Source organism: Affinundibacterium danionis (assembly GCF_042432465.1).
Classification (GTDB): domain Bacteria; phylum Pseudomonadota; class Gammaproteobacteria; order Burkholderiales; family Burkholderiaceae_D; genus Undibacterium; species Undibacterium danionis.
Map to the genome: position 1 here is coordinate 111,909 of NZ_JBHLXJ010000014.1, position 23,775 is coordinate 135,683.

At 45.0% G+C, this 23,775-nt stretch carries 22 protein-coding genes and 1 other RNA gene; 3 read left to right on the plus strand and 20 right to left on the minus strand.

The features are described 5' to 3' along the window. Window position 1: 1 nt before the first annotated feature. From ACFFJH_RS13195 to ACFFJH_RS13235, 9 genes are all read right to left on the minus strand, one after another. On the minus strand, window positions 2-781 hold the full coding sequence (locus ACFFJH_RS13195; protein ID WP_390213295.1) for a type II secretion system protein N: 780 nt from the start codon (window positions 779-781) through the stop codon (window positions 2-4). Window positions 782-820: 39 nt separating this feature from the next. Beyond that, window positions 821-1,324, minus strand: coding sequence for a type II secretion system protein GspM (gspM, locus tag ACFFJH_RS13200; protein ID WP_390213296.1), 504 nt, complete (start codon window positions 1,322-1,324; stop codon window positions 821-823). Beyond that, complete coding sequence (gene gspL / locus ACFFJH_RS13205) at window positions 1,321-2,676, minus strand: type II secretion system protein GspL (protein WP_390213298.1); 1,356 nt, start codon at window positions 2,674-2,676, stop codon at window positions 1,321-1,323. The genes gspM and gspL overlap by 4 nt, the downstream gene beginning before the upstream one ends. A 168-nt stretch (window positions 2,677-2,844) precedes the next feature. Then, window positions 2,845-3,921 carry a type II secretion system minor pseudopilin GspK gene (gspK, locus tag ACFFJH_RS13210; protein ID WP_390213299.1) on the minus strand — a complete coding sequence of 359 codons (1,077 nt, stop codon included), beginning with the start codon at window positions 3,919-3,921 and terminating at the stop codon, window positions 2,845-2,847. Next, window positions 3,918-4,595, minus strand: a complete 678-nt coding sequence (locus tag ACFFJH_RS13215) for a PulJ/GspJ family protein (RefSeq protein ID WP_390213300.1) — start codon at window positions 4,593-4,595, stop codon at window positions 3,918-3,920. The genes gspK and ACFFJH_RS13215 overlap by 4 nt, the downstream gene beginning before the upstream one ends. Then, window positions 4,585-4,983 (minus strand): type II secretion system minor pseudopilin GspI, encoded by a 399-nt coding sequence (gene gspI / locus ACFFJH_RS13220; protein ID WP_390213302.1) that lies wholly within the window; start codon window positions 4,981-4,983, stop codon window positions 4,585-4,587. Before gspI ends, ACFFJH_RS13215 begins: the two co-directional genes overlap by 11 nt. Before the next feature lie 5 nt (window positions 4,984-4,988). After that, complete coding sequence (gene gspH, locus ACFFJH_RS13225) at window positions 4,989-5,447, minus strand: type II secretion system minor pseudopilin GspH (protein ID WP_390213304.1); 459 nt, start codon at window positions 5,445-5,447, stop codon at window positions 4,989-4,991. Between the two features lie 41 nt (window positions 5,448-5,488). Continuing rightward, complete coding sequence (gspG, locus tag ACFFJH_RS13230; protein WP_390213305.1) at window positions 5,489-5,944, minus strand: type II secretion system major pseudopilin GspG; 456 nt, start codon at window positions 5,942-5,944, stop codon at window positions 5,489-5,491. A gap of 244 nt (window positions 5,945-6,188) precedes the next feature. Continuing rightward, complete coding sequence (locus ACFFJH_RS13235; protein ID WP_390213307.1) at window positions 6,189-6,374, minus strand: DUF1289 domain-containing protein; 186 nt, start codon at window positions 6,372-6,374, stop codon at window positions 6,189-6,191. Window positions 6,375-6,663: 289 nt separating this feature from the next. Here ACFFJH_RS13235 and ACFFJH_RS13240 point away from each other — a divergent pair, with 289 nt between their 5' ends. Next, window positions 6,664-7,266 (plus strand): MarC family protein, encoded by a 603-nt coding sequence (locus tag ACFFJH_RS13240; RefSeq protein ID WP_390213309.1) that lies wholly within the window; start codon window positions 6,664-6,666, stop codon window positions 7,264-7,266. Between the two features lie 132 nt (window positions 7,267-7,398). On the opposite strand, the gene ACFFJH_RS13245 is transcribed toward ACFFJH_RS13240, so the two are convergent. From ACFFJH_RS13245 to ubiD, 6 genes are all read right to left on the minus strand, one after another. Continuing rightward, on the minus strand, window positions 7,399-8,649 hold the full coding sequence (locus tag ACFFJH_RS13245) for a CaiB/BaiF CoA transferase family protein (RefSeq protein ID WP_390213310.1): 1,251 nt from the start codon (window positions 8,647-8,649) through the stop codon (window positions 7,399-7,401). Further along, window positions 8,649-9,245 carry a recombination mediator RecR gene (gene recR / locus ACFFJH_RS13250; RefSeq protein WP_390213328.1) on the minus strand — a complete coding sequence of 199 codons (597 nt, stop codon included), beginning with the start codon at window positions 9,243-9,245 and terminating at the stop codon, window positions 8,649-8,651. The genes ACFFJH_RS13245 and recR overlap by 1 nt, the downstream gene beginning before the upstream one ends. A gap of 209 nt (window positions 9,246-9,454) precedes the next feature. After that, window positions 9,455-9,781 (minus strand): YbaB/EbfC family nucleoid-associated protein, encoded by a 327-nt coding sequence (locus ACFFJH_RS13255; RefSeq protein ID WP_390213312.1) that lies wholly within the window; start codon window positions 9,779-9,781, stop codon window positions 9,455-9,457. Between the two features lie 21 nt (window positions 9,782-9,802). After that, a complete protein-coding gene (locus ACFFJH_RS13260) occupies window positions 9,803-12,259 on the minus strand; it encodes a DNA polymerase III subunit gamma/tau (protein WP_390213313.1) in 2,457 nt (818 codons plus the stop codon). A 314-nt stretch (window positions 12,260-12,573) separates the two neighbouring features. Next, window positions 12,574-12,672, minus strand: an RNA gene (gene ffs, locus ACFFJH_RS13265) — signal recognition particle sRNA small type. Window positions 12,673-12,728: 56 nt separating this feature from the next. Next, on the minus strand, window positions 12,729-14,213 hold the full coding sequence (gene ubiD, locus ACFFJH_RS13270) for a 4-hydroxy-3-polyprenylbenzoate decarboxylase (protein WP_390213315.1): 1,485 nt from the start codon (window positions 14,211-14,213) through the stop codon (window positions 12,729-12,731). 529 nt (window positions 14,214-14,742) lie between these two features. On the opposite strand from ubiD, the gene ACFFJH_RS13275 reads away from it, so the two are divergent. Then, on the plus strand, window positions 14,743-15,741 hold the full coding sequence (locus ACFFJH_RS13275; RefSeq protein ID WP_390213316.1) for a transglycosylase SLT domain-containing protein: 999 nt from the start codon (window positions 14,743-14,745) through the stop codon (window positions 15,739-15,741). A gap of 81 nt (window positions 15,742-15,822) precedes the next feature. Here the strand turns inward: ACFFJH_RS13275 and ACFFJH_RS13280 are convergent, their stop codons facing one another. Continuing rightward, window positions 15,823-16,752: a LysR substrate-binding domain-containing protein gene (locus tag ACFFJH_RS13280; RefSeq protein ID WP_390213317.1), complete on the minus strand. Its 930-nt coding sequence runs from the start codon at window positions 16,750-16,752 to the stop codon at window positions 15,823-15,825. Between the two features lie 286 nt (window positions 16,753-17,038). Between ACFFJH_RS13280 and ACFFJH_RS13285 the strand changes: the two genes are divergently transcribed. Further along, window positions 17,039-17,479: a DUF3224 domain-containing protein gene (locus tag ACFFJH_RS13285; RefSeq protein WP_390213318.1), complete on the plus strand. Its 441-nt coding sequence runs from the start codon at window positions 17,039-17,041 to the stop codon at window positions 17,477-17,479. Window positions 17,480-17,626: 147 nt separating this feature from the next. Here ACFFJH_RS13285 and nusB read toward each other — a convergent pair whose 3' ends face one another. From nusB to ACFFJH_RS13305, 4 genes are all read right to left on the minus strand, one after another. Next, entirely contained in the window at window positions 17,627-18,091 is a 465-nt protein-coding gene (nusB, locus tag ACFFJH_RS13290; protein WP_390213319.1) for a transcription antitermination factor NusB, read from the minus strand. A 64-nt stretch (window positions 18,092-18,155) separates the two neighbouring features. Further along, on the minus strand, window positions 18,156-18,656 hold the full coding sequence (gene ribH, locus ACFFJH_RS13295) for a 6,7-dimethyl-8-ribityllumazine synthase (RefSeq protein ID WP_390213321.1): 501 nt from the start codon (window positions 18,654-18,656) through the stop codon (window positions 18,156-18,158). Window positions 18,657-18,721: 65 nt separating this feature from the next. Further along, window positions 18,722-19,837: a bifunctional 3,4-dihydroxy-2-butanone-4-phosphate synthase/GTP cyclohydrolase II gene (gene ribBA, locus ACFFJH_RS13300; RefSeq protein WP_390213322.1), complete on the minus strand. Its 1,116-nt coding sequence runs from the start codon at window positions 19,835-19,837 to the stop codon at window positions 18,722-18,724. A gap of 330 nt (window positions 19,838-20,167) precedes the next feature. Beyond that, window positions 20,168-23,431: an amidohydrolase family protein gene (locus ACFFJH_RS13305; protein WP_390213323.1), complete on the minus strand. Its 3,264-nt coding sequence runs from the start codon at window positions 23,429-23,431 to the stop codon at window positions 20,168-20,170. Window positions 23,432-23,775: the final 344 nt, after the last annotated feature.

The following is a 23,775-nucleotide window of genomic DNA, read 5'->3' on the forward strand; positions in this document are numbered from 1 at the left end:
CTCACTTATATTCTAAAGCGATGATTTGTTTGTCACCTTCTTGGCGACGTCTCCCCAGCAAATTCAATAGATTTGCCATTTTTTCTTCTTGCCCAGTTTCCGCATAGGCCTTACCAGAAAACTGAAACCGTCCTTGATTAAGCTTGCCATTTCCTTCCAACATCATAGGTCCTTTGGTAGTCGTCAAATTCAAGTCTGCTGCATCACCGCGCCACTGCATCGCGACTTTATAACTCCCCAGAGGTTTAATTGAAGACGCTCTCGAAGCCATTTCGCTCATCTCCAATTCCATACGTCCATTCAACATCAATTTCGCCTCCATGTGCATCAGCTCTAACTCGGCCCAACTCAACACAATTTTCCCAGTCGGTCCTATGGTATTCAAAGGTGCCCCTAATCCCTCCAAGCGCTCCGACGGCAAATTCAAACTAGCAGGGCTTACTCGCCATTGCGCAAAGCTCCCCGTCACCTGTACGGGAGCCGATAAAGAGGCTGTATTCTCAATGCTTACCGACACTTGCCCCAGCAAAACCATGGGAGAAATTTGCCAATTAAACCGACCTGGAAATAAAGGCGTAACCGCAGAATTTTTATCAGCAGCCACACCAATAAATGCAGAACCGCGCCAGAAACTTCCTTGGACATCACCTAATACGATGCGCCCTGCCGTCTGCTTCTCTATCAACAATCCAACCCAGCTTGCGGGCAATGAAAATAAAATCGTCGCAACAATACTAATGAGCGCTACAACCGACAAAAATAAAACTTTTTTTCTGAACATCTCTTCACATCTCAACTTTCACATCTTAATTTTTACATCTCAGCTATTCGGTCTTTGTTGACGCAAACTAATCACTGCACCCACTTGCCCAGGCTCGGTCAAAGCAGTCAATTTGACGTCATCGACCGTCAAGCGCGCCGCTCTTTGCATTTCCAACATCCATTCCATCAAATTGGCATAGGCGACCGCATTGACCTGTAAACGCACTGTCTCGCTCACCACCGTCAAAGACTGCGTTTTAATATTTCTGCGTAACAAACTCGCCTCTATCGATTCGCGCGTCACAACCGGTACGGCCTCGGTCATAGTCTTAGACAATTGCGCGTATTGATCTGCCATCATTGCCATACTTGCGGCTTGTTGTTTCAACTTGGGCGTGAACTCACGTAAATTCTTACTGTGACTCATAGCAGGCTGTACCGCGATCAAATAAACTAAACTCGCAAAAATTAAAATGCCCACGACTAATAAAATGCGTCGTTCGCCTAACTCACGTTTATCCCAGTGCTCACGCAATTCATTCAAAAAAGCTAGCTGATTCATCGTGCTACACCTGTATCTACTGAGATTTTCAAAATACCTTCTTTGATGTCCAAACTAAGGCTACGCTCTTTCAATCCAGCACGTAATCGATCAATTGGCACATCACCCATATTTTTAGGCGTCACATACAAACTACGTTCACGATATTCCATGCTCGAGACACTCGCGACAGGTAAGACACCAAGGGTTTGTTCCCATACTTGCGCAAATAAACCACTCAACACCAGAAAATCATCGTTACTTGACTGCCCAGTCATTTTTTTTGCAGCATTAATTTTTTGCTGCATTTGCGCCAATGGATCGCGTATCACAGTTTCATTTGGAAAACTTGTCTTGTAAGTTGCTAGTACGGAAGCACGAATCAAATCTGATTCTCGTTGCAAGGTCCACCATTCCCAATTCAATCCCAACACGCTCAACAACAATGCACATGCGGCTAACATGATAGACCAGCGCCATCGCATCCAATCGAAGGTTTTTTTACCCTCTAATTGCAAGCTAGAAAACAAATCTAAAGAGTGAGATGAAATGGATGCGAGTTTGCATTTCCAATCATTAGAAAAAAAATGTACGGTTCGCTCTTGTGCTAAGGACGCGTTATTTTTTAGCACAGGCATCAAACTAGGATCAACATACACATCCAAGTCACCTCGCGGTGCCAATAGCTGCAAGGCATTCCATATGAGCTCATTGAAAGCGGTAGGATTCGAAGCACTCGGAGAGGCGTCAAGATAAAGACCGGCAGCTAGTTGATCTCGTGCACAAACACTGAGGTCAAAACCGCCATGAATTTCTGGCAAAGACTCGATTAAAACTGACGTTTTAATTGCTGTATCTGAGTCACCAAGCTCTTTTGCATTTAATGGCAAACCAGATGCTATCGAGTATGCAGCAATTTTTCGAACAGCAAATGACTCACACAGACGAGAAAGCAGTTCCATCCATGAGCGGGATGCAACCGCAACCACACACATGCCATCTACCGGTGGTGCGGCAATAAACAATAAGTCCGCAGGATCTGCCAACAATTGTTCTTCTAAGAGATTAGGCAATGCCAACTTCAATTTTGCAAAAGGCATAGGTGGCACCTTGACCTTTAACATCGTCACGTCACTGGCAGATACCAATACAAAAATTTGTGCAACGCTTTGTGCCAGCGGCGACAAAGCCGCTAGACTCAACTTTCCCTGCTGTAGGATATTTTTTTCAGCTGACGCTACGCAATAAGGAAATAGAAATTCACGCCATTGCTGATCGGCGCCAAGCGCAGTGCCTGCGCCCATCTTGCTGACGGCTGCATTGCCAACAACGGCTGCCCTTGCAGGCATTTGTAAATAAAGCGTACTTGCCATGTTCTCCCATATCCCTTGATCAATTGAGTTTTTTTGCTCTTTTTTATCTCATTTTTATTTCTGTAACGCTTAGAAAAACACTGCCTAGGTTTCATATTGCAACTTACGTGCGCTGAATATGCGCTTGATATGCGCTCAATCCGAACTGTCTCAATTCTCTGAGCTAACTTAACTCTCTTTTATCCATAACACTTGTACACGTTGCCCATCGCGCTCAAATAAAGCGTTGACTTCTAACAAAGAACGATTCAATTTCACTCTGCCATTAATCACAAAAAACTTAGTTCTAAAATCCAGCACGTCTCTCGCCGATTCACTGACTTTATCTGAAAATTGCAACTTAAACCGTTCAAAATCCAAAAAATACGCACGGTCTCGGGCTGCGATCATCAATGCCGCATCACTCACGCTGACATTTTCCAGACGCGCGGATAATACCTCGGGGCTGGTAGTATTGACATTAATTTTTGTTTCAACAGGCAATACCGTCACAAAATTCTTTAAGCGAATCAGCATCTCCGGCGAAAAACCGGGTACTGCCAATAAGTCATCGATTTGACTAAATCTTAAGAATTGTACTTCGGAACCTGAGCTTGTCGATAGACCACTAGACGATTCTCCAACAGGCGTTTCACTTCCTGGTTTGCTAGTGGAGCCGCTACCCTTATCACTACCTTTGTCGGTATCGGTAGTACCAGTCGAACCACCAGGCCCAGGAGGTCCAGTAAATGGACGCTCTTGGGTCAAAGCAATTTGAGCCGCAACCTGTTGTGCCAAACTCGCATCCATACGCAAGTTTGACAAAAGTTTGGCAAAGACCGCTTGCTCCCGCAAATTCACAACGCCATTTTTAGCTAAATTACTTAAATTAAATTTTGCCTGTGCGTCGCTAATTTGCCCCGACAAAGTAGCCTCACTATCCTCTACATCGGTTTTACCATTTTCAACGTATTGATCTAGACGTGTATCCCCCAGATTCACCGCCCAAGGCTCACCTAGGTGATCCACCTTGCTGGTACGCTCATCTTCACGCAAAATCAAAGCCGCCCAATCCAACGCGCCGCGCAAGACCCATTTTTTTTGTAATTGATAGCGCTGATTTTCGATTGATCGGACCTGCACTTGCTGCTGCCAAAACAGACTAGCAACGATAGTAATTGCTAATGTCGTCAACAATAAGGCGGTAACCACCGCAACTCCCGCTTGTCGCCGCAAATTGAACACCACATCAGGCAACATTGTCATGCTGCCCCCAATAAAAATATTTTCAACAATGGATTTGCCTGACCTGCCAACTGCATAGTGACTTCTAAACCGGTTTTTCTCGGCACCTCTTTACCGGGCTTGCCTGCACCGGGAATCACCGTCTGAGGCGTTGCGATATCTGTACCGGCGACACGCCAACTATTTTCATCATTATTCCATGTGCGCATTTGAAACACCGTGATATCAGTCTGCAACTTCACTACCGGCATATTGTCATTGCCATTAATGGCGTTCTGCCAGTAGGAATCTAGAATTTTCAGATCGCGAGTCGCGATTGATTCACGTCGTGTGAACACACCATCTTGCACGCGATAAGCGACTACTTGCAGACGCGTCGGTTGATTATCATCGTAGACCGTGCGTATCAAAATCAACTGCTGACCAAAGGCACGCAAATTTTCTCTGCGTGGCAACAGAGATTCACTGACCAGATGAGCGCAATCATTTTCTAATTGTACAAAGCTAATTTGTGCGCCCCGACTTTGCTCCAGTTCACGATTCAAGGTTTGGCGCGCGCGAATAATACTATCCAAGCCACTCCAACCCATTACGGCTATGATCGCGAGAATAGCGATCGCAACCAATAACTCAATCAGAGTGAAGCCCTTGGTGGAGTGTATCGCGTTGGCGAATTTCGAGGACTTATGGTGCATTCGGCACCACCTGCGTTAATTTGGCTAAACGCCTTTGTAAATTATTGGCATCAAAGACCAATACTTCTACGCGTCGAAATGAGGGGTTTGGTGTCGACAGCACATGCTCTTCGCAGAGCAGGTTAAGCTCTCCTTGCGAGCAAGGAAAACTACGCTCACCTATCTGCGGCCATTCTTTGCCGAGTCGTATCTGTGCCAAACGGTTCTCTGCCGACCAATTTGCCATCATCGTGGCACGCAAACCGCTGCTGTTTTGAGCAAGGCTAGCTACGGCACGCAAACTAGCACCCAGCACCGTGCCAACAATAACCAGAGCAACCAGAACTTCAAGCAAAGTAAAACCGCGTGATTGGTGATTCGACAAATGGGATGAATGTGTTGAAGTCATCGTTTTTATTCCACCACAAAATGACCAACACCATCAGCATTGATCGTGACCTGATCTTCGGCAACACGTAAAGTCATTAAAAATGGTCGACTAACAGGTTCACGCCCAAATACAATGCGCAGATTACTCGTTGATTGCTGATCATTAGAAACAATCTCTAGTTTAGTCTCGGGATAAGTAAAATCGCGACTACGCAAAGTATCCAAATCTTCTAGTTTTTCCCATTTATTCTCGTTCAACACTAGAAATTGATAGCCCTTATCTTTTACTTCAAAAGCGGTAGGACGATTTCGCACGATGGCTTCCTCACGCGCCAATTGCAATAAAAGTGAAATTCTTTGAGCATCGGTTTGCAAGCGTTGCTTTGTGCTCTGCATAGAACTTAGGGAGACAGCGCCCAGCATGATGCCCATAATCACCAGTACCACGAGCAACTCAAGTAAAGTAAATCCGTTTTGCCTCATCAGCAAAACGGATTCATTTATTCTTGAAGCACTAGTAAATTTTAGAGATCCCACGAACCGATATCAGCGTCGTAACCGGCACCGCCAGGTTGGCCGTCTTGACCATAAGAAAAAATTTCCACTTCCGACTTCAAGCCAGGGGACATGAATTGATAAGGATTACCCCAAGGATCTTTGGGTAATTTTGAAATATAACCTTCGGGTTTATAACCATTGGCCGCTGGACCTGATGTTGGCTTAGTGATCAAAGCTTGTAAGCCTTGCTCAGTAGTTGGATAGCGCTGGTTATCCAACTTGTACATTTTCAAAGCGCCCAGCATAGTCGAGATATCTTGTTTAGCCTGTAATACACGGGCATCATCGGTGCGCCCCATTAATTTTGGCACTACCAAGCCCGCTAAAATACCCATAATCACCAAAACAATCATGATCTCAATGAGAGTGAAACCTTGATGTAAAGCCTTGTTCAGTTTCTTTACTACATTCTTTGTTCGCATACCACTTCCCAATTTAAGTCGACTTTAATTCAAATCCATTCGCTACCACTTCAACTCTAAAAAATCTTAGTGGCACCGGCGCTATGCATAGAAATTAGCAAAAGCGCATCGGAGAAATCCTAACATGAAACCCATGAAAAGATTTGTTTTCTATGTATCAAATCAGTTTAATTTTAAAATTACAACAGCGCTTTTCTTATTGAACACCCGCGCGCTCCACTTACTAAATCAGCATCCATCAACATCAATTACGTCGCGGATACCCTTCCGCCAAAATTCTTTCCCAAACAAGATCTTTTTGTTCTTGCGTCATAAATACCCAGTCGGCAACCTCAGCCACGGTGCGTCCGCAACCACGACACACATCGTCAAAAGTGGTTGAACACACCGCTACACATGGCGTGTCTGGTCGATTATTGGTTTCACTCATTGTTTGTTCTCAACACTTTTCTATTTGAATCAGCGAGCGCAATTATACGCAGAAATGGCCTTAAAAATGTCTGCAATACTTATAACAATACGCATAATTAGGAGTATAGAAATACGACTATTTATTTACTCGCGCCAGCTCTTTTCTTTGCCGCGCTATCAGCTCGAAAACTTTCTGCAAATTCACATTTAAAACGCACAACCATATTGACCCACACAACAAAGCACCGCAGAATCTTAAGCTTTTGCAAGCATAACAAAAACATTAATTTACTTTACAGGGAAGCTACATGGCGCAAGAATTTTTTCAAGCCTTAATATTACTCATTTTAGTGACCGATCCGTTTGGCAATATCCCTATTTTCGTGAGCGTACTTTCCAACGTAGCGCCCGAACGACGTTGGCGTGTCGTGGTGCGCGAGTGCGCGATTGCCTTCATTTTGCTTTTGCTTTTTATGTTTTTCGGCAAACTTTTTTTGGCCGCATTACAACTATCTGAAGTCGCACTGCGAATTGGCGGTGGTGTAATTCTGTTCCTGATCGCATTGCGCATGGTGTTTCCGCAAGAAGGCGGCGTGTTTGGCGATGTTGATGGCGACAATGAACCCTTCATCGTCCCCCTCGCAATACCTGCGCTGGCAGGTCCATCTTCATTGGCGACAGTCTTACTATTTTCCTCTGATAGTCGCCTCGATGTCGCGATTCACGTTGCAGCTTTAGTGGCGGTGGCGGTCGTCTGGCTAGTCGTCTTACTTAGTGCGGAGCGTATGCAACGTGCATTGGGCGAACGCACCATGACTGCGGTGGAACGCCTAATGGGATTGATTTTGACCGCGATGGCAGTCGAGATGTTATTGGCGGGCATACGCGAATACGTCAAAACTTTAGGTTAAACGTCGCGCTAAGTTTGACTAGAATATGGCTTGAGCCCAGCATGAATAAATTAAGCCTCATCTATGCTGAATTCAAGCCGCCTGCATCTAGCTAATTGTTAAACAAGAGGACCAAACGAAATAAGTTGGTGCTCAAATAATCTGGCGCTTTTTCAATTCTTCAATTTGCGTAGCATCGTAGCCTAGCTGAGACAGCACTTCGTCCGTGTGAGCCCCCAATTCCGGCCCTAGCCATTTGGTTTCACCGGGAGTTTCAGATAATTTAGGGCTAATTGCGGGCAATTTCACTGGCGTGCCGTCGGCAAATTCATGTTGTTCAAACATATCCCGTGCTTGAAACTGCGCGTCACTCATCATATCGCGCACGGAATAAATTTTACCTACTGGAACATCAGCCTCGCGCAATGCGGCTAAGGCACTATCAATAGTTTGGGTGTCGCACCAAGCTTGAATTGCAGCATCAATTTCGGCCGTACGTGGCACGCGACCATCATTGCGCTGCAATTGAATGTCATCCGCCAAATCTTGACGCTTGATAGCCAACATCAAGCGATGGAAAATGGCATCACCATTACCCGCAATAACTATATTTTCCTGATCTGAAGTCGTATAGGTATTCGATGGCACAATACCAGGCAATGCGCCACCAGTACGCTCACGTACCACACCCGCAAAGTCAAATTCTGGCACCAAGGATTCCATTAAATTGAAAACGGACTCGTACAGAGCAACGTCCACCATCTGCCCCTGCCCTGCAACACAGTCTTCGCCAGATTTGCCATTCCAACGACCACCGCTGACATCTCGGTGACGCAAAGCCATCATGGCACCTATCACACCGTGCAAGGCTGCAACTGAATCGCCAATCGAAATACCAACCCGCACCGGCGGCCTGTCTGGATGCCCAGATACATAACGCAGACCACCCATCGATTCACCAATTGCACCAAAACCTGGCAAATCACGCATAGGCCCTGTCTGTCCGTAACCAGAAAGCCTAACCATAATCGTGGCCGGATTTTCCGCTCGCAAAGACGCATAACCCAACTTCCATTTCTCCAAAACACCTGGGCGATAATTTTCAATAATAATATCGGCATCAAGCGCTAGTTGGCGAGCAATTTTCTGCGCCTCTGGCGTTTTCATGTTTAAGGTAATACTTTTTTTATTGCGCGCTTGCACACTCCACCAAAGCGATGTGCCATCTTTTAAGACACGCCAATGACGCAAAGGATCACCACCGTCTGGCGCTTCGATTTTAATAACCTCAGCACCAAACTCTGCCAGCATGCGAGAACAAAATGGACCTGCGATTAAAGTACCTAACTCAAGCACTTTGATGCCGGCAAGAGGACCTGCTTTGGTAGCTGACTCTGAACTCATCAAGTCACCCGACGATCCAGCATAGCTCTAGCAATCGTGCCCGGATCGACATACTCCAGCTCACCACCAACAGGGACACCACGCGCCAGGCGACTAACGTGCAAACCGCGAGACTTTAACGTCTCGCTAATATAATGCGCGGTGGCCTCGCCTTCGTTATTAAAGTTAGTCGCTAACACTACTTCTTTGACTACACCATCCGTGGCGCGTCGTATCAGCTTTTCCAAATGAATATCTTGAGGACCAACACCATCCAGAGGCGATAAACGCCCCATTAAAACAAAATACAAGCCTTTGAACGTCATAGTTTGTTCTATCATCAATTGATCGCTGGGCGACTCGACCACACAAAGCATAGACGTATCGCGTTGCGCATTAGCGCAGGTATCGCATAGCTCATGTTCAGTAAAGGTATTACAGGAGCGGCAGTTATGCACCATATTTAGCGCATTGAGCATCGCCTTACCAATCAGCTCAGCGCCTTCTCTATCATGCTGCAGCAAATGATACGTCATACGCAAAGCCGACTTTGGGCCGACGCCAGGCAAACGCCGCAAAGACTCTGCCAATTGTTCAAGGCTACTCAATGATTTCACACCAGCGTCCCAATGAAAGAGACGCATCAAAAAAATCTGATGCGTCCAAAATCAAATACTAAAATAATTACAAAGTTCAGCCATCACTTAATTGGATAAACCAATACTTTCTATATCAAACCGCAGATGTCATGTCCGGCTTTAGATCCACTTTTAGATCCAATTTTAAATCCGACATTTAATACAACATTTGATACGACAATGGTTATTTAGAATGGCATTTTAAAACCAGGTGGTAATGGCATACCAGCGGTCAATCCAGACATTTTTTCCTGGCTAGTCGCCTCTGCTTTACGCACTGCATCATTAAATGCGGCAGCGACCAAATCTTCCAACATATCTTTATCGTCCGCCAATAATGAAGGATCAATCGTGACACGCTTTACGTCATTTTTACATGTCATCACGACTTTCACCAAGCCAGCGCCGGATTGACCTTCCACTTCGATCAACGCCAATTGATCTTGGGCTTTTTTCATATTGTCCTGCATCGCTTGTGCTTGTTTCATCAAACCTGCGAGTTGATTCTTCATCATAATAAACTTCTCCTAATCAAATTAAATCGGACGAATACTGCCCGTCAAAATACTTGCGCCAAATTCACGCATTAATGTCTGTACAAAGCTATCGGATTGAATGGCTTGTTCCGCCTGCACCTGTCGCTCCGCGCGTTCAGCGACCGCCTGCGCATTAGCGGTCTGCTCGACCGCACCAATCTCAAAATCAACGCGAATTTCTTTACCGAATTCTGCAAAGCGCTCGTTCAATGCAGCAGTCAATTTTTCACCGCTACCCGCAGATAACAAAGTTTGTAAAGGTACGCACAACTTAAACTGAATGGCATTTCCATTTAACTGAACAGAACGTAATTCACTTTGCTGTGCCAATTGCTGCGCCACCCCCCGCACCGATAAGGAACTCGCCAAATTAGGCCAGTGGCCATCCCACTTAATCTCATCCACGGGTGACAACTGCAGAGGCTGACTGACAACAACTGATGACTCAGGTGCTGATTCAGTGAAACCACTTTGGGTGACAGGCGCAGCAGATTCTTCAGCGTTAGGACGCGAATCCACCTGCGGCATCATAACTGACATAGATGCAGGCTCAGGCTCAGGCTCAGGCTCAGTCACGGTCGTAGACACCTGCGCGACAGTTGGCACCGTATCCGCCTTCGAAACCAATTCACCGGAATTATCGTCTGCCCAATAATCTGTTTCTTGAATTTCTTTATGGCGACCAACTGGAATCGACGCCACGCTTTGATCAAATTCAATATCATCCCAAGGGGGGGGCATCTCACTGGTTCCGCCATATGTTGGCGTAGACGCTACGCTAGTTGAGTGACTCAATGGTTTTGCGGGCGATGGCGGCGCAGACTGAACATGATTTTCTACCGTATTCATTGCGATAGCTTCGACTGGCTTACTCGACTGGACTAAGCCACCAGAATCAACTGACTCTATCGGTTTAGCAATTACGGTAGGCGTAACAACGGCGACCACAGGACTTGGCGCTGCAGCTCGATTGGCACCTTGTGCATTTTGCTTTTGGCCGCTAGCCGCGCGTGCCGCTGCCAAGGCGGCCATTGCTGGGCTCATCGGCTTTACAGCTGGCGCCTCTGGCATAGCAGTCGCAGCAGGCATTACTTCAGCTTGGTTTTGTGAGTTTGATCGTTCAGTCGCCGCATTAGAAACATCAGAAACCGAAGCGTTAGATACGGTGCTAGCGACAGAATTTGTTGCTCGTTCAGGCATGTCCCGCATGTCCTGCATTGCTCGCGAGGCAGAGGACACTACTGACTGCGTAGCAGGCGCCGGACGCGCAACAGGTGCTGATACGCCTCGACTTACGCCACCATTTACATTGCCTACATTGTTTATTCCTGGGCCGCCAACACTTGTGGCTGAGTTAGTCTTGACACTTAAGGATGCTGGTCGAAACGCCAGCATACGCAAGAGTGTCATACTAAAGCCAGCATATTCATCTGGTGCCAAACCGATTTCATTACGACCATGCACCGCAATTTGATAAAAAAGCTGAACTTCTTCTTTATTAAAACTTTGCGCCAATCTGAGTAGTTCATTACGCTCTGGCAGGTCCTCTGCCAACGCCGCAGGCACCATTTGAGCCACAGCGACTTGATGCAACATTGTGCCCAAATCTTGCAGTGCCGACTTGTACGACAAACTGCGTGCAGCCATCTCATCGGCGACCGCCAATAGTCCAGCCCCGTCTTCTTGAACCAGGGCGTCCAGCAAGCGAATTAAGTAAGATTGGTCTAGAGCACCAAGCATGCTTTGCACGGCATCCAAACTCACTTTACCAGCTGCATAAGCAATGGCTTGATCAGTCAAGGATAAAGCATCACGCATAGAACCATGCGCACCTTGCGCCAGCAAACGCAGCGCAGCTAGCTCAAAATCAATGTGCTCTTGACCTAAGATATTTTCCAAATGCCCTACGATATGACCTGGAGGCATTTGCTTTAAATTAAATTGCAAACAGCGCGACAAGACAGTCACAGGAATTTTTTGCGGATCAGTCGTTGCGAGAATAAATTTGACGTGCTCAGGAGGCTCTTCCAAGGTCTTTAACATAGAGTTAAAGGCATGGTTAGTCAGCATATGAACCTCATCGATCATATAGACTTTAAAACGAGCATTCGACGGCGCATAAATTGCCTGCTCCAGCAAGGCCGCCATTTCATCTACACCACGATTTGACGCGGCATCCATCTCGATATAATCGACAAAACGTCCAGCATCAATAGAGGAACAAGCATCGCACACACCACACGGTTGTGCGGTGATCCCTTTTTCACAATTGAATGACTTGGCTAAGATACGCGACAAGGTCGTCTTACCGACACCGCGTGTTCCAGTAAATAAATAAGCATGATGCAAACGTTGCTGTTCCAGCGCATGCGTTAAGGCGCGGACAACATGTTCTTGACCAACTAGAGTTTCAAAACTCTTAGGGCGATATTTTCTGGCGAGGACTTGATAGGACATGGTGCAATTTTACCTTATTCTTCCGCGCAAAAATCGCGATTAGGGAGTGAGAAGTAAATCCATCAAAAACTACTATTGGTTTTCGCAATGATTATTTTTAAGCGACAACACGGTAAGCTAATTGCTGCACCTAAGTAAAGTAGTCGTGCCGCTGCATTTTAAAGAAATTTATGAGACTACGCAGCAGCTATTTTGCTAGCCATCGTTTTAAACTCGATGAATGACTAGCTTAAATCACCTCAGTGATTTTCGTGCTCAATCAAGTATTTCAAAATTTTATTTAGCGTCTGCCCAGAACGGACATAAGAAAAGATAGAGGCGAGCCTGATCTGCGGCACTTACGGGAAATGACTGTGGCTGCTTCGTTCCCGACCTGACCAGATTGGTCACGCCGCAATGCGCAGGGGCCCGCCAACTTCAATTATAACGCATTGCGTATCATCCGTGAATGAAAATCAAGATACTTCTGTTACAACCCGAGCTCTTGCCAAATATGATCAACACGCTGCTTCACTTCAGGCGACATTTGGATCGTCGTCCCCCACTCACGCGTCGTTTCACCTGGCCATTTATTAGTCGCGTCCAAGCCCATTTTGCTACCTAAACCACTAACTGGCGACGCAAAGTCTAAATAATCGATAGGTGTATTATCAACCATAGTCGTATCGCGAAGCGGATCAACACGAGTCGTAATTGCCCAAATAACTTCTTTCCAATCTCGAATATTGACATCCTCGTCCACCACGATGATGAATTTGGTATACATAAACTGGCGCAAGAAGCTCCACACCCCAAACATCACTCGTTTGGCATGTCCCGCATAAGATTTTTTTATCTGCACCACGGCCATGCGGTAACTACAACCTTCGGGCGGCAAATAGAAATCCATAATTTCAGGAAATTGCTTTTGCAATAGCGGGATAAACACTTCATTTAATGCCACACCAAGCACCGCAGGCTCATCTGGCGGCTTTCCAGTATAAGTCGAGTGATAAATCGGATCACGTCGCATCGTAATTCTATCGATAGTAAATACCGGAAAACTATCTTGCTCATTATAGTAACCAGTATGATCGCCGTAAGGTCCTTCCAATGCGTGTTCGTAACCACTAGGATGAGATGCATCAGGATAAATGTGCCCTTCCAGAACAATCTCTGCGGAAGCAGGCACGCGCAATTCGCTGCCTATTGCCTTCACAAGTTCAGTACGACTACCACGGAGCAATCCTGCAAACTGATATTCAGACAAACTATCTGGTACTGGGGTTACCGCACCTAAAATAGTAGCAGGATCGGCGCCCAAAGCCACCGCAATCGGATAAGGTTGTCCCTTTGTCGCTAAGGCATGTTCACGAAAATCTAAAGCGCCACCTCGATGCGCCAACCAACGCATAATCACCTTATTGCGCGCCAAAACTTGTTGACGATAAATTCCTAAGTTCTGACGTTTTTTGTGCGGTCCTTTCGTAATAACTAAACCCCAAGTAATCAAAGGAGCCACGTCGCCAGGCCAACAATGCTGGATCGGTAGGCGCGCCAAATCAACATCGTTCCCCTCCCAGACAATTTCTTGACATGGCGCACCACGCATTTCTTTAGGCGCCATATCCCAGACCGCTTTCACTAAAGAACCAAGTCCCAAAATATCTTTAAATCCTTTAGGCGGCTCAGGTTCCTTCAATGAGGAAAGTACCTGTCCAATTTTACGCAACTCACTAATATCATTCGCCCCCATCCCCATGGCAACGCGCTTAGGCGTTCCAAACAGATTTCCCAAAACAGGAATTGTATGGCCAGTAGGTTTGGTAAAAAGTAGTGCTGGCCCTTCACTGCGCAAAGTTCTATCGCATACCTCAGTCATCTCAAGAAATGGGGAAATTGGCGTAACTATTTGTTTTAATTCATTTTGTTGCTGCAATTGGGAAATAAAATCCCTTAAATCTGTATATTTCATATTTTTTTACGAATTGAAAAATCCTAAAAATTTCTTCAAAAATGGCAGGCAAGTAATTGATTCTATTAGTATTTGTTGCGATGCAGCACGATTCAACATAATCAAAAGTAATTAAAATTAAAATCTATAGTATTGACTCGATATAAATGCCCACCTACAATGCGCCCAACTTTGAAAACCACTGAATTGATTTACAGTAATTTTCTGAAGCTGTTTGAATTTACGCAAGTGTATCCCATTCAAACCTCTTCAATTTGTGGGCATCGGATTCCCATCTCTGAGTAAGGACAACAACTCTCCTTACTACAAACTCAGGCGAAAGCCGCAATCCGAATTTCGTTGTTCATCCTTTTTTGCCATGCCGCTGCAAGACAAAAAAGGATGAAAAACTCCGGCGCTTTATGATTATGTCGCATCCGACACAATCAAGGGCGATGTTTCTGATTCGACGAAGTTACTTTATGAGTTGCTTCATAAGCTGCTATGCAATGCATCGCTGGTAGCGCTTCTCGATATTTCAGGAGGTTGTATGCTTCAAAATTTAATGTTAACCACGCGTAGCGCAAACAAGAGTTTGCCCTCAGAAAAAGAGATGACTCGTTTACTTACACAAACAGTCACCCAAACCATTACACACAAAACCAGCAGCAAGAATACTAAATCAAAAGACTACAGTTCTTTATCGGTATTACACCTCACATCTGGCTTTGGCTTAGCCGCTTTGGTGTTATTGATCTGCATGTTTTTCAACCCTAGTCTGGCAGAGAAATTTCGCTCACTATCACCGTTCTCGGTAGCGGAACAAACCAGTCCTGACAATAAAATTGAAGCACCAGATTTAAATTCATTGATGTCAGCACCGCAATTAATTTCTCAGGAAAACGCTAGCGAAATCGAAACTAAAGCCGATCTCGATGCAACTACCAATTACAAATTAATAGGCAGTCAACGCCAACAACAATTAGTCACCAACTGGCTGGCAAAGCGCTATCGCGTCGCCAACGATGCCGTGGACATGCTAGTTTCTGCAGCCTACCTGACTGCAAAAGAAACGAAACTAGATCCCTTATTGATACTATCGGTTATCGCAATCGAATCTCGTTTTAACCCTTTTTCAGAGAGCCCGGTTGGTGCCCAAGGCTTGATGCAAGTTATGTCCAAAGTGCATCAAGACAAATTTTCAGAATTGGGCGGCGTCAAAGCAGCTTTAAATCCCGTTGCAAACATTAAAGTCGGTGCTATGATCTTGAAAGATTACGTCACTAGCGCTGGCTCTATCGAAGCTGGATTAAAACGCTATGTTGGTGCCTCAGACAACGAAACTGATGGCGGCTACGGGCATTTGGTTATGTCAGAATACAAGCGATTAAAAGATGTCGCTGCAGGCAAATCGGTATCGATTTTCTCTACGACAGCGCGACCTACGATGATTTCCAGACCTCAAGAACCGGTCGATGAAAAACGTGACAGCTTGACTCAAAATAAAGAAGTAAAGTCGGCCATCGTTGATCAAATCGCAGGCATCTAAAAAGACTTTTGTCATAAAAAAAACGCAACACTCACATGAGTCTTGCGTTTTTTTTCGCGCCCAATAAATACATAGAATTGATCAAGAATAAGTGGACTTGGAGCGCGCATCAAAACCAAAGTCATAATCGGATGCCACCTTGACCACGGCATCACGAAAATCGCGCATGAGTTGCGAACGAATACCGCCACCCGGATACGCTAAAACATATTCATAGCTAATTTCACCGGCGTATGGGCGCACAATTACACCATGTTTTTCCCAAATTTTGGCGGCAAATGGTTCAACGATAGAAAGCCCCAAACCGTTAGCCACCATGGCATAGCGGGTATGCGAGGTATGCGTTTTAATCACATTTCTCGGGACACTCCCAGCATCCTTCAAGCTCTGCTGCTCCTTCTCGTAGTTTTGCGAAATGATAGGCACCCAACCTATCATGTTCTCACCATGCAGATCTTCAGGGTAAATCATCGCTTTATTTGCTAACCGATGTCCTGCTGGCATCGCGCAAGATACATTCACACGCAAGATCTTCTCAACCTCTACCCCTGCAAATGCAGGGAAATCCAACGCGATCGCCATGTCAACCTTCATGTCCTGCAAACGCACTAAAATTTCTGGTCCATTACAGGTATCCACGGTGACAGGAACATCAGGATGATATCTAAAGAATTCTTTCAGCACTAAGGGCATTAAGGTGGTTGACAACACAAAAAGGCAAGCCACAGAAATACCTTCTGGCGCCTCATTACGAATATTAGCGGCAACTTGACTTAAACGTTCTAGCCCCAAAAAATTCTCTTCTACTGCACGAAAAAAACGTACCCCTGCAGTGGTCGGCTCCAGTCGTCCTTTAGCGCGATTAAACAAGCGAAATCCGAGCGAGTCTTCTAAATCGGAAACCAACCGACTGATGGCAGGCTGTGTAATATTCATTTTACGCGCCGCACCATTCGTGGTTCCCGCAACCATCAAACAACGAAATGCCTCAATTTGTCTAAATTTCATCATGATTATTTTATCTTTAAGTTAAAATAAACTTTAAACAACGAGAAATGTATAACAAATTCACATAGGTAATGCGATTTTGTGACTAGACATGATACGTGAATTTTGAAATACTCATTAATCAATAATCGGCAATAAATACTTCTCAACAAATATTCAGCAACAAATTCGTAGTAACAAATACCTATTAGAGAACTGTCAAAGAACACGTCCAATAAGGTATCGAGTACAAAATAAAATTACAAAAATACTCAAAAGATAATTTGATGACTGCACATCAGCTGATTCAATGTCAGTCAACCTACCAAAAATTATTCTTTTGAATCGCTTGGGGGAGAGCAAAATGCTGGCATGTGGCACGATAAAACTTTTTGGTTTGGATGAAAAACTCGATATCAATACGGGCTTAAGGCGATCCAAACTGTCGCATCTTTATCTAGGCGATATCGAAGCTGAATCGCGCTTTGAATGCCTAGCCTTTGCAGGTGCATCGGGCAATTCCAACTTTGTTGGACTTGAATATCTATCTGGACGAATTGGCGATCGTGTTGGTGGCTTTATTTTGCAACACATAGGATCAGTCAAATCGGGACTTTCGGTCAGCACCTTAAACGTTATTTCTGGTTCAGGTACCGGCGATTTCGCTGGCATAAAAGGCCACGGTCGCACAACTTGGAATATGAGTGGCGGTGATGCTTCACAAGTATTACTTGAATACAGTTTTGAATAACGCTTTGCGGCTTCGCGCTGGATCAAAAGACGCTCATCAACTCTTTTAAAATACAAAAGCCCTCGATATCGAGGGCTTTTTTCTGCGTATTAAGCTTGATCAATTAGTTATTCAACTAACTCAGTCAACTCAGCGAATAAGCGCAAACTAGTTTTTAGCGTTTACTTCAGTCGCGCGAAGACGAGCTGCCAATTTATCTAAAACGCCATTCACATACTTGTGCCCGTCTTGACCACCAAATGATTTAGTTAGCTCAACCGCCTCATTAATCACCACACGATAAGGTATCTCAATATGATTTTTTAGTTCATAGGCACCGATTAATAATGCTGCGTGTTCTATCGGGGACAACTCGGCAATACCGCGATCAATAAATGGCGAAAATATCTCGCGTAACTCTATCGATTGATTAATAGCACCGTGCAATAAAGCATCAAAATGCTCGCGATCTGCCTTATCAAAGCCATGTGCTTCCCGGATATGAGCATCAATCACACCAGAGTCTTCATTATTTAAAAGCCATTGATAAATACCTTGCAAAGCAAACTCACGTGCACGATGACGTGGTGAGCGATTTTTACTCGGATTCGCGTGTTGGGTATTTGATGTCATGCTAATTCCTATCTTTATACTTTATGTCTTTGTTATTGGCAGGCGCTAAAACATGCCAACACATTTACTCTTGTTCGTAATTGATGTCTTCTGTAGCTTCAGCTAATTCTTCTAAAGCCAAAGTAAGGTTTGCCATTTCTACCGCAACACGGGCAGCATCAGCCCCCTTCTCGTTCATACGAACTTCTGCTTGCTCATCATTCTCAGTTGTCAAAATAGCGTTTGCAATCGGGATTCCGCTATCGAGCGCAACACGAGTAATTCCGGCACCAGATTCATTCGAAACCAACTCAAAATGGTAAGTCTCTCCGCGTATCACGGCACCTAAGGCGATGAGCGCATCAAATTGGTGAGTAGCGGCCAACTTTTGCAGCGCAAGCGGAACTTCTAAAGCACCAGGAACCGTCACATGCAAAATATCTTCGTTCATCACACCCAAACGACTTAACTCTTGCAAGCATGAACCTAACAATCCTGCCCCAATATTTTCGTTAAAGCGTGCTTGAACGATCCCAACACGTACACCAGCGCCGTCTAAATTTGACTCATAATGTCCAACTGTCATTTTATTTTTCCTTTCAGCCTACAGGCCGAGTATGTTGATATTGCCAAAGTCAAAAGTTAGAACATTTAGTTCGCTTTAGGGCTATCCATATAACCTGTTACTTCTAAATTAAAACCTGTCATTGAGGGCATTTTGCGTGGATTGGCTAATAAACGCATACGTCCAACACCCACATCCTTTAAAATCTGAGCACCAATACCATAAGTACGCAAATCCATACGTGCCGCACGACCTTGCGGGCGTTTTTCTGGGGTATTTAGCGCATTAAATTGGGAGAATAATTGTTCTGCAGTTTCTTCGCAATTTAACAACACCATCACTCCATTATCGGATGCTTTAATTGCATCGAGAGCGCTGGCAATACTCCAGGAGTGAGTAGAAATTTGACTCTCTAATAAATCCAAAATGGATACTGGCTGATGCACACGAACCAATGCTTCTCGCTCCCTGCTTACAGTGCCGTGGACTAGAGCCAAATGTGCTGAATTACTCGGCAAATCACGATAAACGATCGCTTTAAAAACACCGTGCGTAGTTTGCATGTCACGCTCTGCAACACGCTGTACCATACTTTCATTTTGGCTACGGTAGCGGATCAAATCAGCAATCGTTCCCACTTTTAACTGATGGGTCGCCGCGAACTCCAGTAAATCGGGCAACCGCGCCATGGTGCCATCATCTTTCATGATTTCGCAGATTACTGCAGAGGGATTTAAGCCCGCTAATTCCGCCAAATCGCAGCCGGCCTCGGTATGACCAGCACGCATTAAGACGCCGCCCTTCTGCGCTTTCAATGGAAAAATATGGCCTGGTTGCACGATATCATCTGCCGTCATTTTTGGATCAACCGCCACCTGCACGGTTCTCGCACGATCTGCCGCCGAAATACCTGTGGTAACACCTTCTGCAGCCTCAATTGAGACCGTAAAATTAGTTCCATAAGCGGTGCCATTGCGCGACGACATCATAGCCAAATTCAATTGGTCACAACGTTCCTCGGTTAAGGTCAAGCAAATCAGTCCTCGACCATATTTCGCCATAAAATTGATTGCTTCTGGGGTGACAAACTCGGCAGCCAATACGAGGTCGCCTTCATTTTCCCTATCTTCTTCGTCCACCAAAATTACCATGCGCCCGGCACGTAATTCTTCAACGATTTCTTGAGTATTTGATAGTTTCATTGACTTTTTCCTGCGCAAATAGTCGTCTATTATTCGCTATTCGCTAAATGTGATTACAGCCCTCTATTCTAAAGGATTTAACCAAGCTTGCAGGAGCATCATGCGTTCTTTACTGTTTTATTGATATTAAAATCTTAGTTTTTCTGATTTAAATCCATAAAAGCACTGATTTCTGTGTTCATCACCTTGCTCTACTTTGTGCCTTAGCCCAAACCAAAGTCAAATCACATTCTGATCGGTTCGTGCTTTAAATGGTAAAAAGCCAAATGCCGTAATCAACACGGCACTTGGCTTTTAGCTTTTGGTATTAATTAGCGCGGAAGAATCTAATTAGTGACCATGGCCTTCACCGTATGTTTCAACATTCACCGGGACGTTGCCACCATTTTTTCCTTCGAAGAACAGTGGTTTTCTCACTTTACTTCGAGCACCTACTTCATTCATGGTATTTACATCATATAGACGCCCATTCATCATCACATGAGTAATTTGATCTGATTGACGAATATCCTGCAAAATATCACCGCTAATAATCACCATATCAGCTAATTTTCCAACTTCTAAGGAGCCTATGTCTTTATCCATTCCCAAATAGCGCGCACCATTGATAGTCGCGGCGCGGATAGCCTCCAGTGAGCTCATGCCACCACGTGCCAAAGTCCACATCTCCCAATGTGCGCCCAAACCCTCACGTTGGCCATGAGCCCCCATATTGACTGGGACACCCGCGCGCTGCAGTTCTACCGCTGTACGCGCAACATTAAACACATTAAAGTCTTCTTCAGGAGCAGTCTCACGACGCACGCTGCGAGGCTCCAAGACGGAACGTGGAACATAACGTGACAAGATAGGATGCTTCCATACATCAGTGCGTGCATACCAGTAGTGTTCACCGTCAAGGCCGCCATAACCGACGATCAAAGTGGGCGTATAGCCAACCTGAGTTTGAGACCACAACTGCTTTACGTCATCATAAGCATTCGCTACAGGAATAGAATGCTCAACACCGGTATGACCATCAATCACCATCGTCATATTATGCTGAAATAAAGAGCCGCCTTCAGGCACTACCATCATGCCAGTTTGGCGAGCTGCTTCCAGAATCTGTTGGCGCTGTTCTCGACGTGGCTGGTTATAGCTTTTGACTGATATCGCACCGGACCCTTTTAAACGCTTCATATGCGTCAGCGCATCGTCCAAGCTATTCACAACCGCACTGAAATTCGCTTTCGCACCATACAAAATCGTGCCAGTAGAAAAGATTCTAGGCGCAACCACGTTACCCGCTTTTTGCATCTCACTGTGTGTGAAAATCTCTGAGGTATTATTGGATGGGTCATGAATCGTTGTAACTCCAAAAGCTAAAGAAGCAAAATCCACCCAACTTTGTTGTGGAATGATTTGACCCTCCCCCATCCCACCGTGCCAATGCACATCGACTAATCCTGGAATGATCGTCTTGCCGGTCGCATCAATTTGTGTCGCTCCTGCTGGTACCGGAACTGCATCAGCCATTCCTATAGCCAAAATACGATTGTCTTTCACCACCACACGCGCATTTTCTATGACCTCATCGCCTTTCATAGTCACGACACGTGCACCTGAAATAACCGTCACACCACTCGGCTTATCTGCATTCGCGCGGAAGCCAATTTTCATACCATTTTCAAGTGGCTTCCCGGTCTCTTTTGCCGCGCCAGGTATGAAATTGAAAGTATCTGTCAATGCACTAGTAAATAGTTCATCGCCCAAAGCAAAATGCAATTTCTGACTATCACCCGACCAATGTAAATAATCTCCAGCGTTCACATCCAATTGTTTCACTGGCAAAGTATCGGCTTTTGCTCCGATGCTGATTGCCTTACCTGCCAAAGGCATAGGCATCACGTAGGCATGAAAACGTTCATTAAATGCTAACCATTTACCATCCGGAGAAACTGAAAAGGATGAGACGAAATCGCCTTTGGCCACAGCAATATCTTCAGTCTTATCTAATGCAACACGAAATAATGAAGTCGTCCAATCAACCTCGCCAGAGTACTTGGTACGAGTCAAATATACTGCATCATTTTCGTTCGCAAATTGTGGAGCATTGCCGTCATCAGCAATCTTACGTGGTAAGGATTTTCCATCCGTAGCAACAGCAAAAACGCCAGTTTCCAGCCCATGCCAAGGTGAGGTCAGGTAACCGCCTCGGGCTTTCACAAAAATCACTTGCTTACCATCAGGCGACATGGTGACATCAGTATATTTACCAGGCTCTTTAGTCAGTGCTATTTCTTGCCCACTGCGTAAATTTAATAAGCGTACACTGCCTAACTTTTCATCATCCCAAGTCGTAAAGACGACAAATTGCCCATCCCGAGAGAATCGAGGGAAATACTCAAAGTGGTCGGTTTGTTTAGTCAAACGACGTGGGGTACCATTCGGCAAATCACGTATGTACAAATGTCCCATCGCGGAATAAATAACTTTATCCCCCTGAGGTGCCACATTGACCCAACGTAATTGTTTCACATCAAATTGATCACTACCAACCGCTGTTTCGAAACGCACCGCAGATCTAGTCTCACGAGTATCTTGAATATGAAAAGGGATTTCTTTGGCGGATTTCGCCAAAGGATCTACCCGCCATATTTTGCCTTGAGCCCAGACCACGATTTGTTTTGCATCAGGCATCCATGAGAAGGCTGGATAGACGCCATGAATAGCCCATGCTTCCTGCATGTCACGCTCTAAATGACTCCAAGCAGGAAATTCTTCCCCCGTTTTCAAATCTTTCAAAAATAAAGTAGATTGATTGCGGACTCGACGCACAAACGCCAAATATTTTCCATCAGGTGAAGGCGTTGGACGAACAGCACCACCGGCTCCACTCACGAAAGGTATAGTTTTTCCATCGCGCAAATCTTTTCTAAAAATTTGATAAATCTGACCGTTTGAATCTTTGTTATATTCGAACGCCGTACCACCTGTCGTATCTTGAGAATAGTAAATATAGCGGCCATCAGGTGAAAATGCTGGCTCTCCCAAATCTTTTTGCCAATTTGGCTTTTCATTAATTTGTACACCAGAACCACCGCTAGCATGGAACATCCAAATTTCGCCTGAACCCAAAGAGCGCGTGCCTGAATAATGTTTACGAGCCGCGATATATTGTCCATTGGGATGCCAGACAGGATTATTCAACAAACGAAAATCTTCTTTAGTAACAGCATGAGCATTGCTACCGTCGACATTCATCACCCAAATATTATCGCCACCACCAGCATCAGACATGTAGGCAATTTGCTTACCATCTGGTGAAAATCGCGCTTGCATTTCCCATGCCATCGTATGGGTTAAAGCTTTAGCCTCACCTCCAGCAATTGGCATGAGATACAAGTCACCAAGAACATCAAAAACAATCTGCTTACCATCTGGACTGACATCCACACTCATCCAAGTACCGGTTTTGAGATCCAACTTTGCAGTTTTACTTTCACCTGGAGGATTATTCACATCCCATTTCTTCTTAGGTGCATCAGCAGCATTCGCCGAGGCTGCAATTGCCATTGAAAATACTAAAATCACATTTCGACCAATATTTCTCATAAAATGTCTCCCTTACCCTATATTTATATAAAAATTTTAAATGCATGTTCTATGCGATGTTCATCAATTTCTAGTAGAACAAATGTCCTAATAATGTAGACCAAATCAATATCAGCTTGGTTCAAATATATCCACGAAAAGCTTTAGCAACAACTATCAATGACGTGATCAAATGTATTTTCCACAAACAATTCAGGAATGCATTAAATCAGAACAGGTGATGCGATTGAAGCGGAATCAATCAATAATTTAAAAGATGACTGTGAGGGGGGAATGATAGAGACGAAGAGCCAAGTAAAATTTAGCTAAGCGTCGTTAAGCGAAGGAAGCGCTCATAGCAAAGG